This is a genomic window from Synechococcus sp. R5-13 (assembly GCF_047462015.1).
Lineage (GTDB): Bacteria > Cyanobacteriota > Cyanobacteriia > Thermostichales > Thermostichaceae > Thermostichus.
On record NZ_JANSIL010000022.1, the window covers coordinates 1 to 14,261 of the forward strand.

Sequence of the window (14,261 nt, forward strand, 5' to 3'; positions counted from 1 at the left end):
GCGGAATGCGCACAACTTCCCGCTGGATTTGGCGGCGGTGGAGGTAGCGCCTGCGGTGCGTGGCTGATGGTCTGACCTGACGCTTCAACAGCATTGGTGGATCCCCCAGCTTGGTCTGGGGGATTTTTTTGTTCTCTTTGCTGGGGTGATCTTTCCCAGAGCTTTTCTAGAGTTAAATTGGGGCCATTGCCTCTGTGACTTAGGGATATGGCAATCATTTCTTCTCGGGATACAGGCCAGAACGCTGAGGGCCCCAAGCGGCGGCAGCAAAAGTCTTCAGCCTGGAGAAAAGAAGGCAGAGAGTTGAGCTTTGCTGGGGAAAGGGGAGCGGATCCCTCTGCCCTGTTGCAGCCGCAAGCCCACCCTGGCGAAGCCCAGGAAGAATCCCTGCGCCCGCGCACCCTAGCGGAATATATTGGCCAGACGGAACTTAAAGAAGTGCTCTCCATTGCCATTGCGGCGGCCCGCGCTCGCCAAGAGCCTCTGGATCACCTGCTGTTCTACGGCCCGCCTGGTCTAGGCAAAACCACGGTGGCAGCAGTGCTGGCGGCAGAAATGGGATCCCAGTTCTACATGACCACCGCGCCGGCTTTGGAGAGCCCCCGCGACATTGCCGGGTATTTGGTGCGCTTGAAGCGGGGGGATGTGTTGTTTATTGACGAGATCCACCGCCTGCCCAAGGTTACAGAAGAATTGCTCTATCCGGCGATGGAGGATTTTCGTCTTGATATCACCATTGGCAAAGGTCGCTCTGCTCGCATCACCTCTCTGCCCTTGGAACGCTTTACCCTCATCGGGGCCACAACCCGCATTGGCGCCCTCACTTCTCCGCTGCGGGATCGCTTTGGCCACGTGCAACGGCTGCGCTTTTACGAGCCTCACGAGCTGGTGCAGATCGTGCTGCGCACGGCTCGCCTCTTAAATGTCTCCACCGATCCAGAAGGGGCTGCAGAGATCGCCCGCCGTTCTCGGGGCACGCCCCGCATTGCCAACCGCCTGTTCAAGCGGGTGCGAGATTACGCCCAGGTGCGAGGGGATGGCCACATTAGCCAAGAAGTGGCAGCAGCCGCTCTGGAGCTGTTCCAGGTGGATCCCATGGGTTTGGATTGGATCGATCGCAAGCTGCTGACGGTGCTGGTGGAGCAGTTCGGTGGAGGGCCAGTGGGCTTGGAGACGATGGCCGCGGTGACGGGTGAGGATCCCCAAACCATTGAAGAAGTGTATGAGCCTTATCTGCTGCAGATCGGCTACCTGCAGCGTACACCCCGTGGCCGAGTGGTCACTCCCGCTGCGCTACGGCATCTGGGCTATGAAGCCCAATCCCCCCTGCCTTTGTGGAGCTAACTCGTCTCTCCCCTCACCCCCGACCCCTCTCTCACAAGAAAGAGAGCAGTTGAGAGCCCCATCTAGCTACGGTCATTGCCCACAGGGCTGAAGCTGGGCACCACCAGCTCGCGGTTTTGCTTGGTAAGGCGACCGTACAGCTCCTGCGTGTTGGGGAAGTTGGCCGCCGGCAAGGTGGGGAAGCGGCGATAGGGCACCGTGTCCTCGCCGAAGAGATCCCGATACTCCTGGGTGTTCAGCAGGGCGCGCACAAAGGCTTTCACCCCCTGGGTGGCCAAGATCTGGTTGTACTTGCGGATCTCCTGCTGGTTGAGAGGCGCACGGCCCAGGAAGTGCTTGGTGCCCAGCTCGATCACCTTGGTGTTGGGATAGGGGGCATAGAACTCGGAGCGGTACAGCTCGGAACACCCCAGGGCCTCGATGAACTCCTTGACGGTGATCTCGCCGTTGCGCAGCTTGGACTCGGCAGAGCTGAGCTCGGCGCTGATGTTGTAGATGTCCATATCCCGCTCGAAGACCTGCCGGTAGGCGGCGCGGATGAGGTTGTTGACTTCCGCTTTGTTGGCCAGGCTGGTGAGCTTGAAGACAGGGATCTCTTGGCGTACCTTGGGCACCCCCTGCTGGGCCCGCCGCTGGATTTCCAGCTCGCCGGAAGGCATATCCCGAGGCTGACCCAACTTGACAAAGAGAGGGATGTCGTCGTCGGTGCGAATGGGCTTGGTTGCAACAGCCATGTCGCTGGATCCCGACCGCATCCGCCGCAACGCCAGACCGCCGGGGGTGAGGTAGCGCTCATAGGGCACGATATCTTCCCCGAAGACCTGCTGGTACTCCTCGCTGTCGAGGATGGCGTCCACGACGGCGTAGAACCCTTGCTTGGAGGCGATGTCAAATAGGCGGTTCATCTCCTGGCGCCCGTAGGTGGGTCGGCCCAGCAGCTTGCGGTGGATGAACTCGATGGCTTTGCAGACATACAAGCTGGACCAGTACTTGTTGCGGAAGAGATCCGACTTGGCCAGTTGGCGCACAAACTCTTTGACAGGAATTTCCCCCGACTCCAGCTTGATCTCCCAGCGGGTCAGCCGTTGGCCTTCGTAGGGCATGTAACCGTACACCTGCTGGTAGCAGGCGCGGATCACCGCTTGCGTCGAGACTTCGCTGCCAACAATCCCCGCCCGCACCCCCAGCCGCCGGCTGCGATCGCCGGGAGTTTGGGTGAGCTTGAAGACTTTGGGGCCAAGGCTACCGGGATCCCCCACTGCCTTGGGATTGGTGCGCTCGTTGGTCAGGGCAAAGCCGCGCCGGATGAGGATGCGCTTGACATCTTTGTTGAAGGGAGCAGGGCGAGCGCTGAGGGAACGGGTTTCCTTGGGGAAGATGGCCCCAAATTGGATCTCCAGCGGGTCATTGCCGGAGCCATAGGCATGCTGATCCGGCAGAGGCCGGTTGTAGCGGGCAAAGAGGGTAATGAACTGGGGCACCTTGCGGCGGGGGGCAGCGTAGGTGTAGAGGTCGAATTTGGCCCCCCAGTTGGCGCTGGTTTGCGCTTCTACCCCCAGCTTGCGCAGGTAGGGTACCGTCTCTTCGCCGAAGTAGTCTCCGTACTCGCGGCTATCCACCAGCGCGTCCACCAGGCCGGCCAGGCCCTTGCTGGAGACGATGGAGAAGTAGGTCTGCACTTCCTCGCGGGTTTCAGGGGCCCGGCCCAGGAAGTGGCGGAAGGCCAGCTCCACGACGCGGCTGTTGATGTAAGGCTCGTAAAACTGCTTGCGGTAGAGCTCCGATTTGCCCAGGCGGCGAATGAACTCCTTCATGGAGATCTCGCCGTTTTTCACCTTCGACTCCAGGTTGGAAAGCTTGAGGCCGTAGGCGCGGCGGATGTCCCGCTCAAACACCTGCCGGTAGGCGGCCTTGATGACTTCTTCCTTCTCGGCGTTGGACAGCCCCGGCTTCATGGCAAAAACGGGAACTTTTTCGGCAGCCAAGTTGTAGATCTGGGGTAGCTGCAGCCCTTGCAGAGGGATCCCGTCGGCGGTGCTGGCATTGCGCTGCCGCAGCTTGTCGGAAGGGGCGGGAGCGATGAACTCGCTCAGCAAAACATCGAAGTATTGGTTGATGATGGCAACCGCTTCGGCATCTTTGCGGAAGTAGCCAGCCGCTGCCCGCTTCATCTCTTGAATGGCGACAATGGTGGCCTCGGCGGAGCAGGCGTTTTCGATGATCTCCCGCAGGCCGCGGGTGTTGACGGCGATGATGCTGGGATCCCCGGCCACCAGGGCGTAGGTAACGTAGCGCAAAAACCAGCTCAGATCCCGCAGCGATTTGCGCATGTTGGCAGCTCCGTAGCGGGAGATGTTGATGGGGCGGAAATTGGGGGGAATCTCCACACCGCTGGCGCTAAAGATGTTGCGGATGGCCTCAATGAATCCGCCGGTGGATTCCACGTAGAAGGCAGTACCCAGCTTGAAGGCTTCTTTCTCGTCTTGGGTCGCTTCTGGCCGCTCCAGATAGGCCATGGGCGAGCCCCCTGTGAAGATGCGGTTGGCTGCCCGGCTGACGATGATTTCCGAATTGGCCGCAATGACCTCGGCAATCTCTAGCCGTTTCAGGCCGCTGGAGAAAAAGTCCTCGAGGCGATCCAGCTCGGTGCGTCCCAGATAGCGATCCTGCTGTTCCGCCTGGGAGATGGTCGATACAGGCACGGTTTGGTAGAGACGGGGGTTGGAAACGACTGCGCCAGCGGATACGTTGATACCCATCGATCTTTTAAACTCCGTTTTGATCGAAAAAACTGCCGACAAAGGCCGAGGACAGTGCCATCGAAGGGGGTGAAGAGGCTGACCCACGACTGGAGGAGCATCCCTCTCTGAGCTGAGAAGGATCGATGCCCGATCCCTGAGGGGGAAGCCAAGCCTAGAATACTAGGGGCACGGGCCCAGAGTGGGGAGGTTGTTGCAGTTTGTAACACTGTTTCTCATCCACAAAGACATGGCTCTCAACCCAGCTCTACCCTCCCATCTGTTGTCTTCCGCTTTTCTCCTTGAGGATTGGGAGCAGGGACATTACGAACGCGTTACCCAGGTTTTACAGCAACAGCTCGAGCAGGGATCCCCCTCTCCAGAGCTGTATTGGGAGCTGGGAGCCGCCTATCTCCTGCTGGGTCGGGAACTGGAGGCGCAGCTGGTGTGGCAAGAGGGCTTGGCGATGCTGCAAGCGGGGGGGGTGGCCGAATCCGAGGCCGTCTACCACCTGCTGAGGAGCTTGCAGGCTTTGGCGGAAAGCCTGTGGGAGAAGGGCCATTGGCCGCAGGCAGCAGCTCTGTATCGGCAGCTTCTGGAGTTGGGGGATGGACAGCTGGAGCCGTCTTCTGGCCAGGCTTTGGCTGCCCACCGCATTGGCCTGACCCAAGAGCGGAGCCGGCTGTGGAGCTCGGCAGCAGAGTGGTTTGAGCGGGCTTGCCAGCAGGATCCGACGGCGGCAGAGAGTTTTTGGCGCTGGGGCTTGGCCCTGATGAAGCTGGGCCGTTTGCGAGAGGCGATTTCCCCTCTGCAGGAGGCTGCGCGGCTGCGCCCTGAGTGGGGGGATCCCTGGGTACAGATGGGCCTGGCGTGGCTGGATCTGCAGGATCCAGTTCAGGCTGTGCGGTGTTTCCAGGCGGCTGAGGCGCGGGGCACCGGGACGGCGCAGCTCTACAGCTACTGGGCGGAAGCGGAAGTGCGGTTGGCTCACCCTGAGGCGGCTTGGGAGAAGGTTTGCCGAGCGGTGGCAGCGGAACGGAATTGGGTGCAGGCGTGGTGCGAGGGCAGTGGCAGAGAAAGCCCTCTGCGGTCTGGACTGGAGCAGGCATGCAGAGGGGAGGGCCCCGATTGCCTGCTGTACTCGGCTTGGCGGCAGCGTTGGGCTCCAGAAGGCGTTGCCCTTCAAGCGGACTCTTTTTCCCAGAACACCCCCCCTACAACCGACTTCTGGCCGGTGCCAACCCAAGGCTACCTCACCACCCGACAGTGGCATCAGGCCACGGGCGAAGGGGACTACCAACTGCTGGATCCAGGGGGGGTTCTCTGTCTAAAAGCGCCCCCTGCGGCTGATCCCGCCATTTTGCAAAAGTTGCGCCCGCAGCGCATCCCCTTGGCAGAGACCTTTGTCGCCCAGATCCCCCGAGGATCCGTCCACGTGGGCCACTATCCCCGCCACCTCTACGCCAGCTTTGCCAGCGGGGTGCTCACCCGCCGGGGAGAATTGCTCGCCGATCTATCCCTGAGCTTGCCGCCGCCGGAGTTCCTCGACTGGGACTACAGGCCAGATCACCTGCGACACCACCCCCTGCTGGGCTTGCCCCATCTCCCCCCACCGATCCCACTGGATGGCCCCGTTGCCCTTTTGCCCTTGGGGGCAGTTAATTACTTTCACTGGATGGTGGATATTCTGCCGGCCCTCGATATCCTGCAGCGGTCGGGCGCCCTGGAAAAGGACATCCCCATCTTGATCCACGGGTATCAAAGAAAGCCCTTTCAGGTGCAGAGCTTGGCTGCTTTGGGGATCCCAGCCGAGCGCATCCTCAGCTTTGAGCAGTTGGGGGGATCCCATCTGCAAGCCCAAAACCTGATCGTGCCCTCAGCAGGCGCTCCGGTGGGGTGCTTGACGCCTAGGGGATTGGAGGTGCTGCGGCAACTGGCCCAGCCGAGTTTCTCCATTGACCCCTTACAACCGCGGCGAATTTACATCAGCCGTCGCTCTGCCCGCTGGCGGCGGGTGATCAACGAAGCGGAGGTGCTGGCCTGCTTGCGCCCCTGGGGATTTGTACCGGTGCAGATGGAAACCCTCTCTCTTCCCGAGCAAATAGCCCTGATGCAGGGGGCAGAGGCGGTGATCGGGATCCACGGGGCGGGCCTGACCAACCTCGCCTTTTGTCCACCCGGCACCACCGTCATCGAGATCTTGCCCAGCAATGCAGTGCTTCCCTATTTTTGGAGTATTGCTCAGGTGGCAGGGTTAAGGTATTTCCCCTTGGTGGCGCCTGTTTGCAATCCGGCTTTGGTGGCTCTTCTTTCCAGCCCCGATTTGGATCGAGAAGATGCCTGGGTTCGGATCCCGGACTTGCTGAATGTGCTGGAACAGACAGGGATCAGGGGATAATGGGATCGGAGGGACTCGAACCCTCACGTTCTTGAGGAACAACGGATTTTAAGTCCGTAGCGTCTACCATTCCGCCACGATCCCAATCTGTCGGCAATAGCCGTACTACTCTACCAAACTGCTTGCCTTGGGGGGGCAAGTCTTTAAGTTGGTTCACCCAGCCCTGCAGTGGAGGGTATGAAGTAGGGGATTGCTGCCCCTGCTGATGGGATCCCTGCTGTGCCCGCTGGCTTGAAGCTCCTACAACTTCTCTTTCAAAAAAACGTTGGCCACCCAGATCCCCACCACCGCCAAGGCGGCCATCCCATAAAAGGTATAGCTATAGCTGCCCAGCCTATCGCGAATTTGCCCCGCGATCATCGTTCCCACCAAGGCCCCAACTCCATAGGCGGTAAACACAATGCCGTAGTTCTGGGCGTAGCGTTCGGGATCAAACAAGCGCAGGGTCAGGGCGGGAGCCATGGCCAGCCACCCCCCCAGGCAAAACCAAAGCAAGGAAAAAGTTACCCAGTAGGCCAGAAGGGATCCCTGAGGAGGCAGGAGCATTAGCCCACAGGCCAGCAGGATCAGCCCATAGGAGCCCGTAGTGACCTGATGGGGATGTAATCGATCGGCCAACCAGCCAAACAGAGGACGGCTGAGCCCGTTGAAAAGGGCGAAGAGAGCCACGCTGTTGGCAGCCGCAGTGGGATCCAGGCCGATCAGCTCTTCCCCCACGGGGCCGGAAATCCCAATGGCGCTTAAACCAACCAGGGTGCCGATGGCATAGCAGATCCACAGGCCATAGAAGGAGGGGTTCCTCAGCAGAGGGAGAGAGCGCCGAGAAGTCAACGGAGAGCGATCTGGGCCATTCGTGGATTTTCTTGGAAAAGATGAGGAAGGGATCCAATCGGGGGGAGGAAATCTCAGTTGGGTTGCGATCCCCAAGATCACTGCCGCGAAGAGGATCCCCAAAATCAGCAGCGTAGGTCGAACCCCCAGCGCCTCGATCAAGCGGTTGGCTAGAGGAGCAGTGAGCAGGGGGGATAGGCCAAAGCCGATAATGGTGGACCCCACCGCCAATCCCTTGCGATCCGGGAACCAACGGGCTGCCACGGCCATTGGCACTCCATAGGCTATTCCCACACCGCTGCCGGCAATGACTCCATAGCAGAGGGCAATCCACCCAATGGAGGGGGCGAAGCTGGCCAGCCCATAGCCCAGGCCCACCAAGCTGCCCCCCAGAGCCAGTACTCGGCGGGATCCCCAGCGGGGGATGACAAACCCTGTGATGGGCATGAGGGTAGCGTAGAACACGAGGGCAACCGTGTAGGGCAGCAGGCTCTCACTGGCCCCAATCCCCAGCTCTGTTTCCAGAGGCTTGCGGAAAATGCTCCAGGAATAGACGGTTCCCAGGCAAAGAAGAACCAGGAGCCCCAGGAGGATAAAAAGCCATCTCCCCATATGGGCCGGTTGTCCATACAAAGTAACGGGGAATCCAACCCTTTTCATGGGTATCTAGAGCTTGTTGGAGCTGAGTTCAACCCATTCTCTCAGCCCTTTCGGGGATAGGCCAACAGAATTTTTAGCCAACCGTTGGCTAGAGGCGTTTGGCCTCTACCGTCCTGGGCAGAGACAAAGGCTCCGGCAGCTCCGGGATGGACAATTCCCAACCGTTGCTCAAGGTGAAAATGGTTTCCCCGGCCTCTGAACGGGTGGCCACAACCGATTCTTCCAGATCTTTTTTGGGAACGTAGACCATCAAATGCCCGTAGGCACTTTCGTGCAGGATGACTTTCATAGCCCTTTCTCCACAAGTTCCAGCTCTTGGGCACGGCACCCCACCACCAAGCCTTTGGCCAAGCAGTGGACGGCATAGACGTAAAACCGTTGTAGAAAGGTGCCAATGGAAATCACGTAACCTTCGTCGCCGGGAACGGCTAAGATTTTTCCCACCGGCTGGCCGAAGAAGGTGCCATCGTTGCGGATGACCTTACGGATGCGGACTTTGTCGCCCAGCTCAAATTGGGGAGGGCGATCCAGCTCCAGTTCGTCGCTCATGGGGTACCTCCTGTGATTTCTGCCAACACTCGACAAAGCTCTTGGCGGGTTAGGCTGCGGCCTACTTGGCGTGCCCGTCGAGACACGGCTGCCAAAATGGCCTGAGATTTGGAAGTTTCCTTTCCGGACAAGCGGTTAGACAACATCGGGATGGCTTTCCTCTGGGATGGGTTCTGGAGTGTGTTGCGCCCATTGCGTCAGCGTTGCGCGGCAATAACGGGCCAGTTCCGCCGGTGGGATCGGATGTTTGCAGTGGGTGACGTGCTGCCGCACCTGTTCCAGGAGCTTTTCCAGTTGGCCAGGTGGGATCTGCTCGACAGGGATCCCGTGTTCCTTGAGGATCTGGAGCAGCAAATGCCTGCCGGAGTGTTTGCCCAACACCAGCCGCCGCTGGCCGCCCACGGCTTCTGGTGGGAAAGGCTCATAGGTCTGGGGATCCCGTAGCACCCCTGCAGCGTGAATGCCCGACTCGTGGGCAAAGGCGTTGTCACCGACGATGGCCTTCCAGGGAGGTAGGGGAGCACCGCTGGCCCGCGCCACCTGTTGAGACAGCTCCCGCAAACGGCGGGTATCCACCCCAACATCGATCCCCAAGGTGTAGCGCAAAGCCATCACCACCTCTTCCAGGGGGGCATTGCCGGCCCGTTCCCCCAGGCCGTTGACGGTGGTGTTCACCGACTGAGCGCCGGCGCGGATCCCGGCTAAGGCATTGGCAGTGGCCATGCCCAGGTCGTTGTGGGTATGCATCTCCACAGGGATATCGATGGCCCGCACCAGACGGCGAATCTGCTTGTAGGTGCTAAAAGGATCCAAAACGCCCACCGTATCGCAGTAGCGGAAGCGCCGACAGCCCCAGCTTTGGGCCATTTGGGCCAACTCGATCACCTGCTCCAGGGGGGTGCGGCTGGCATCTTCTGCCCCCACCGAGACCCACAGCCCTTGCTCCAAGGCCATCTCCACGCATTGGCGCAACTGTCGCAGCAGCCGAGGGCGATCCCCTTGGAACTTAGCGGCCATTTGCCGATCCGAGACCGGCACGGAGATGTGGATCCGCTTGAGGCCGCAACGAATAGAGGCGAGGATATCGCTGGGCACAGCCCGGTTCCAGCCCAGCAGCTGAGCCCGCAGCCCCAGGCTGAGCATGGCGCGAATGGCTTCCGTTTCCACAGCGCCCATGGCCGGGATCCCCACCTCAATTTCGGGTACGCCAATGGCATCCAAGAGGGCGGCAATGGAGATCTTCTCGGGGATTTGGAAGGCTACCCCTGCTGCTTGCTCCCCATCGCGCAGGGTGGTGTCGTTGATGGTAACAGAGGAATTCATGGGATCCATCCTCCAAGACCTACGGCCTGACAAGGCAACCGGCTGGCCGTCGATGGTGCTTCGCACCGCTGGCGCGACCCTGGGTGCGTCAGGGCAATACCGTCCAGGATAGGAAGCTCAACCGAAGTTCTGGCAGAATTCATCAGATTTCTGTAAGGCTTGGCTGTTCCTCCTGGCGGTTTTGGAGCAGGGGATCCTTGACAAAGTCCGACAAAGTCCGGCCTTTGGGATCCCGCTGCTCTGGCCATCAACGAATTAAGTCGAAGGAGATGTCGGTTTTGCCGGGGATGATGCTGCGCCGATCGGCCTCATCCAGAAGGGTGTTGACCAGCCAGTTAAGGAGGTTGAGCGCCCCCACATAGCCATAGGTGGGATAGCGGTGCAGATGGTGGCGGTCGAAGATGGGGTAGCCGATGCGCACCAAAGGCGTGCCCGTATCCCGCCATAGGTATTTGCCGTAGGAATTGCCGATCAGCAGATCCACCGGCTCGGTGAACATCAGAGAGCGCAGATGCCAGAGATCCTTGCCCCCCCAGACGGTTGCCCCCTGTCCATAGGGACTGGAGGCCAGCAGTGCCCGCGCCTCGGCTTCGAACTCCTCGTTGCTGTTGGTCACCACCACATGGATCGGCTCCGCTCCCAGCTCCAGCAACAGGCTGAGCAAGCCCATCACCAGATCCGGATCCCCATACAGGGCTACCCGCTTGCCGTGGATCCACGCTTGGGAGTCCGTGAAAGCATCCACCGCCCGGCCCCGTTCGATCTCCAGCTCGGCGGGAATGGGCTTGCCCGTTAACTGGGATAGCTGCATCAAAAACTCATCCGTGCCCCGAATGCCCACTGGCCGCGCCGTCAGGGTGGGCCGACCCGAGGCCTCTGCTAGAAACTCCAGGGTCTTGGGCGTGGTGTAGCGCTGGAAGGAAAAAGTAGCCTCGGCGTTGAGGCATTGGGCAGCCGCCTCCAAAGGGGTTCCTCCGGGATACATGTGGAAAGTGCCGTCGTTGGGCGAATCCAAATAGTCGGAGTTGTCCGCCAGCAAAGTCAGCGGGATCCCAAATAAGCCGAAGATGCGCTTGATCTCCCGCAAGTTGCCCATGTAGGTATCGAAGCCAGGGATGACGTTGATGTAGCCATTGCTACCCGTGCGGCCCACCGGCTCGGTGAGGGTGCTGAGAATGGCCTTGAGCATGTTGTCATAGCCGGTGATGTGGGATCCCACAAAGCTTGGCGTGTGGGCATAGGGCACCGGGAAGTCGCGGGAAATCACTCCCTCATTTCTGGCCGTGGTGATGAAGGCCCCCAGGTCATCCCCGATCACCTCCGCCATGCAGGTGGTGCACACGGCGATCATCTTGGGCTTGTAGAGGGCGTAGGCATTTTCCAGTCCCTCGATTAGGTTTTTGAGGCCGCCAAACACCGCCGCATCTTCCGTCATCGAGGTGGAGACCGCCGAAAAGGGCTCCTTAAAGTGGCGGGTGAGATGGGTGCGAAAATAGGCCACACACCCCTGGGATCCATGGACAAAGGGCAAAGTTCCCTCAAAGCCGACAGCGGCGAAGATGGCCCCCAAGGGTTGGCAGGCTTTGGCAGGGTTTATCGTCAAAGCTTCCCGCTGAAAGTTTTTCTCCCGGTATTCCCAAGATTTTGTCCATTCGGCCACCCGGGCCACTTCTTCCGGGGAAGGGAGATCTTCAAAGGTTTGCTTGCACTGCAGAAGCGCCTGATATTCCGGATCTTGAAACAGGCGGGCATGATCTTTGATGTCTTGGATATCTTGCGGCATGGTCGGTCTCCTAATGAGGGGCAGGGGAAGGAAGGGCCGTTCGCGTCTGGGATCCCGGCGGCAAGCTAAGACTTCCAGGGGGCTTTGACCAGATCCCAGGTGGGGCTATTCAAAGCCAAATCCATATCGCGAGCGAACACGGCAAAGCCGTCGTAGCCGTGGTAGGGGCCGGAGTAGTCCCAAGAGTGCATCTGGCGGAAGGGCAAAGCCATCTTTTGAAAGACGTACTTCTCCTTGATGCCGGAGGCGATGAGATCTGGCTTCAACCTCTTGGCAAATTCTTCAAACTCGTAGGCGGACACGTCATCGTAGATGAGGGTGCCGTCGTCGATGTACTGGGTGGTGCGCTTGTAGTCGTCGCCGTGGCCGAATTCGTAGCCGGTGGCAATCACCTCCATGCCCAGCTCCCGGAAGGCCGGGATGACGTGGCGGGGCCGCAGTCCGCCCACCATCAGCATCACCCGTTTGCCCTCGAGGCGGGGACGGTACTTGGCAATGATGGCCTCGCTCTGGGGCTTGTACTTGGCGATCACCTGCTCCGCCTTGGCCTGGATGGTCTCGTCAAACCGCTGGGCGATGGCCCGCAGCGACTTGGCAATTTGGGTAGGGCCAAAGAAGTTGAACTCCAGCCAGGGGATCCCGTAGGTTTCCTCCATGTGGCGGCAGATGTAGTTCATGGAGCGGTAGCAGTGGATGAGATTCAGCTTTACCCGGGGGGCAAGCAACATCTCGTTCCAGGTGCCATCGCCGGAGAACTGGGTCACCACCCGCAGGCCCATCTCTTCCAGCAAAATCCGGGAAGACCAGGCGTCGCCGCCGATGTTGTAGTCCCCAATCAGGGCCACATCATAAGGGCCGGGCTCAAAGTTGAGGGATCCCTCCTTGGCTTTCTTGTCGGCAATGGGCAGAACCCAGTCCCGCACCGTATCGTTGGCGATGTGGTGGCCCAGGGACTGGGAGACCCCCCGAAAGCCTTCGCAGCGCACCGGTACCACCGGCTTGCCAATTTCTTTGGAAACTCTCTTGGCCACTGCCTCGATGTCATCCCCGATCAAGCCGACGGGGCATTCGGACTGGATGGTAATGCCTTTGGCCAAGGGGAAGAGTTCGCTGGCTTCTACCAAGAGTTTGGCCAGTTTTTTGTCCCCCCCGAACACCACATCTCGCTCCTGGAAATCGGAGGTGAACTGCATGGTGCCGAAGGTGTTCACCCCGGTGATTCCCACGTAGTAATTGCGCCGTCCCGACCAGGAGTAGTAGCCGCAGCCCACGGGGCCGTGGCTGAGGTGGATCATGTCTTTGACCGGCCCCCACACCACTCCTTTGGAACCGGCGTAAGCACAGCCGCGGGTGGTCATGACGCCGGGGATGGATTTAATGTTAGATTTTACTCCGCAATCTGCTTTGCCCTCGTCATAGACGTTGAGGTGCTTAGCTCTCTTTTTCTGAGCTTTTTCGGGGTAGGTTTCCAGAACCTCCGTTACGATTTTCCGGGTTTCCTCTTTGAGGGTACTTTTCAGAGTAGTCATGAGAACCTCAGCTATTGGGTGTCATGGATAAAAGCCACAGTGCGAAGGGGGGCTGAGGGAGGAAACCAGCTACCCCCAGCCCGTCTTTTCGGGGATCAGACAGGGGCCAACTCTTTTTCGGTTTTGCCGATGAGGTGGGCGATTTTCTGGTCGTCGTCCAAAACGCCGAACTCTATCAACAACTGCTCCAGCTCATCCATAGAGATGGGGGTGGGGATCCTCAGATCCGTGTTGTTGATGATCTTTTTGGCCAAGGCCCGATACTCGTCAGCTTGGTTGCAGTCGGGGGAGTACTCGATCACCGTCATGCGGCGCAATTCTGCGTGCTGAACCACATTGTCGCGGGGGATGAAATGCAGCATTTTGGTGTTGAGCTTTTCGGCCAGAGCTTCGATCAGCTCGATCTCGCGATCCACTTTGCGGCTGTTGCAGATCAAGCCACCCAAGCGCACGCCGCCAGAGTAGGCGTATTTCAGCACGCCGCGGGCGATGTTGTTGGCCGCATACATGGCCATCATTTCGCCGGAGCAAACAATGTAGATCTCTTGGGCCTTGCCCTCCCGAATGGGCATGGCAAAACCGCCGCAGACCACGTCCCCCAGCACGTCGTAGCAGACAAAGTCCAGATCCTCGTAGGCACCGTTTTCTTCCAAGAAATTGATGGCGGTGATGATGCCTCGTCCGGCACAGCCAACACCAGGCTCGGGGCCACCGGATTCCACGCAGCGCACCCCTCGGTAGCCGGTGAGCACCACTTCTTCCAGCTCCACGTCTTCTACGGATCCCCGCTCAGCCGCCAGGTGAAGGACGGTGGTCTGGGCTTTGCAGTGCAACATGAGGCGGGTGGAATCGGCCTTCGGGTCGCAGCCGACGATCATGATCCGCTGTCCCAATTCGGCCATACCGGCAACGGTATTCTGACAGGTGGTGGATTTGCCGATACCGCCTTTGCCGTAGAATGCAATTTGTCTCATGGTTCAGTTCTCCTAATGAAGACTTGAGGAAAAACTTGAGGGCGACTTAAGGGTTAGAAATCTCTTGCCAATGGGCGCAACTGGTCGCATTAGCGAGACGGGATCCTTACTGCAAAGGATTTCAGCTCGCGG

The 14,261-nt window shown here is 59.6% G+C and carries 10 protein-coding genes and 1 tRNA gene; 2 read left to right on the top strand and 9 right to left on the bottom strand.

Going from position 1 to position 14,261, the window contains the following annotated elements; all coding sequences use genetic code 11:
* Positions 1–207: 207 nt before the first annotated feature.
* Positions 208–1,344: a Holliday junction branch migration DNA helicase RuvB gene (ruvB, locus tag NW840_RS01735; protein ID WP_011430641.1), complete on the top strand. Its 1,137-nt coding sequence runs from the start codon at positions 208–210 to the stop codon at positions 1,342–1,344.
* A gap of 62 nt (positions 1,345–1,406) precedes the next feature.
* Here ruvB and NW840_RS01740 read toward each other — a convergent pair whose 3' ends face one another.
* Positions 1,407–4,103, bottom strand: coding sequence for a phycobilisome rod-core linker polypeptide (locus NW840_RS01740; protein ID WP_414342025.1), 2,697 nt, complete (start codon positions 4,101–4,103; stop codon positions 1,407–1,409).
* Positions 4,104–4,296: 193 nt separating this feature from the next.
* Between NW840_RS01740 and NW840_RS01745 the strand changes: the two genes are divergently transcribed.
* The gene (locus NW840_RS01745) at positions 4,297–6,480 is read left to right on the top strand and encodes a glycosyltransferase 61 family protein (RefSeq protein WP_414342027.1); all 2,184 of its coding nucleotides are present in this window, start codon (positions 4,297–4,299) and stop codon (positions 6,478–6,480) included.
* On the opposite strand, the gene NW840_RS01750 is transcribed toward NW840_RS01745, so the two are convergent.
* From NW840_RS01750 to nifH, 8 genes are all read right to left on the bottom strand, one after another.
* Positions 6,481–6,564, bottom strand: a tRNA-Leu gene (locus NW840_RS01750). It abuts the gene before it with no gap.
* Between the two features lie 156 nt (positions 6,565–6,720).
* Positions 6,721–7,923 (bottom strand): OFA family MFS transporter, encoded by a 1,203-nt coding sequence (locus NW840_RS01755; protein WP_414342029.1) that lies wholly within the window; start codon positions 7,921–7,923, stop codon positions 6,721–6,723.
* Positions 7,924–8,059: 136 nt separating this feature from the next.
* Complete coding sequence (gene nifT / locus NW840_RS01760; protein WP_414342032.1) at positions 8,060–8,260, bottom strand: putative nitrogen fixation protein NifT; 201 nt, start codon at positions 8,258–8,260, stop codon at positions 8,060–8,062.
* Complete coding sequence (locus NW840_RS01765; RefSeq protein WP_011430646.1) at positions 8,257–8,520, bottom strand: nitrogen fixation protein NifZ; 264 nt, start codon at positions 8,518–8,520, stop codon at positions 8,257–8,259. Before NW840_RS01765 ends, nifT begins: the two co-directional genes overlap by 4 nt.
* A 135-nt stretch (positions 8,521–8,655) precedes the next feature.
* Positions 8,656–9,843, bottom strand: a complete 1,188-nt coding sequence (gene nifV / locus NW840_RS01770) for a homocitrate synthase (protein ID WP_414342035.1) — start codon at positions 9,841–9,843, stop codon at positions 8,656–8,658.
* 247 nt (positions 9,844–10,090) lie between these two features.
* A complete protein-coding gene (gene nifK / locus NW840_RS01775; RefSeq protein WP_414342037.1) occupies positions 10,091–11,626 on the bottom strand; it encodes a nitrogenase molybdenum-iron protein subunit beta in 1,536 nt (511 codons plus the stop codon).
* 65 nt (positions 11,627–11,691) lie between these two features.
* Positions 11,692–13,155 (bottom strand): nitrogenase molybdenum-iron protein alpha chain, encoded by a 1,464-nt coding sequence (gene nifD / locus NW840_RS01780; RefSeq protein ID WP_414342039.1) that lies wholly within the window; start codon positions 13,153–13,155, stop codon positions 11,692–11,694.
* Positions 13,156–13,250: 95 nt separating this feature from the next.
* Positions 13,251–14,129, bottom strand: a complete 879-nt coding sequence (gene nifH / locus NW840_RS01785; protein ID WP_011430651.1) for a nitrogenase iron protein — start codon at positions 14,127–14,129, stop codon at positions 13,251–13,253.
* Positions 14,130–14,261: the final 132 nt, after the last annotated feature.

Excerpts from the sequence above, each read along its gene's own strand:
- ruvB (WP_011430641.1), top strand. The coding sequence starts at position 208 with ATGGCAATCATTTCTTCTCGGGATACAGGCCAGAACGCTGAGGGCCCC.
- NW840_RS01740 (WP_414342025.1), bottom strand. The coding sequence starts at position 4,103 with ATGGGTATCAACGTATCCGCTGGCGCAGTCGTTTCCAACCCCCGTCTC.
- NW840_RS01755 (WP_414342029.1), bottom strand. The coding sequence starts at position 7,923 with ATGGGGAGATGGCTTTTTATCCTCCTGGGGCTCCTGGTTCTTCTTTGC.
- nifT (WP_414342032.1), bottom strand. The coding sequence starts at position 8,260 with ATGAAAGTCATCCTGCACGAAAGTGCCTACGGGCATTTGATGGTCTAC.
- NW840_RS01765 (WP_011430646.1), bottom strand. The coding sequence starts at position 8,520 with ATGAGCGACGAACTGGAGCTGGATCGCCCTCCCCAATTTGAGCTGGGC.
- nifV (WP_414342035.1), bottom strand. The coding sequence starts at position 9,843 with ATGAATTCCTCTGTTACCATCAACGACACCACCCTGCGCGATGGGGAG.
- nifK (WP_414342037.1), bottom strand. The coding sequence starts at position 11,626 with ATGCCGCAAGATATCCAAGACATCAAAGATCATGCCCGCCTGTTTCAA.
- nifD (WP_414342039.1), bottom strand. The coding sequence starts at position 13,155 with ATGACTACTCTGAAAAGTACCCTCAAAGAGGAAACCCGGAAAATCGTA.
- nifH (WP_011430651.1), bottom strand. The coding sequence starts at position 14,129 with ATGAGACAAATTGCATTCTACGGCAAAGGCGGTATCGGCAAATCCACC.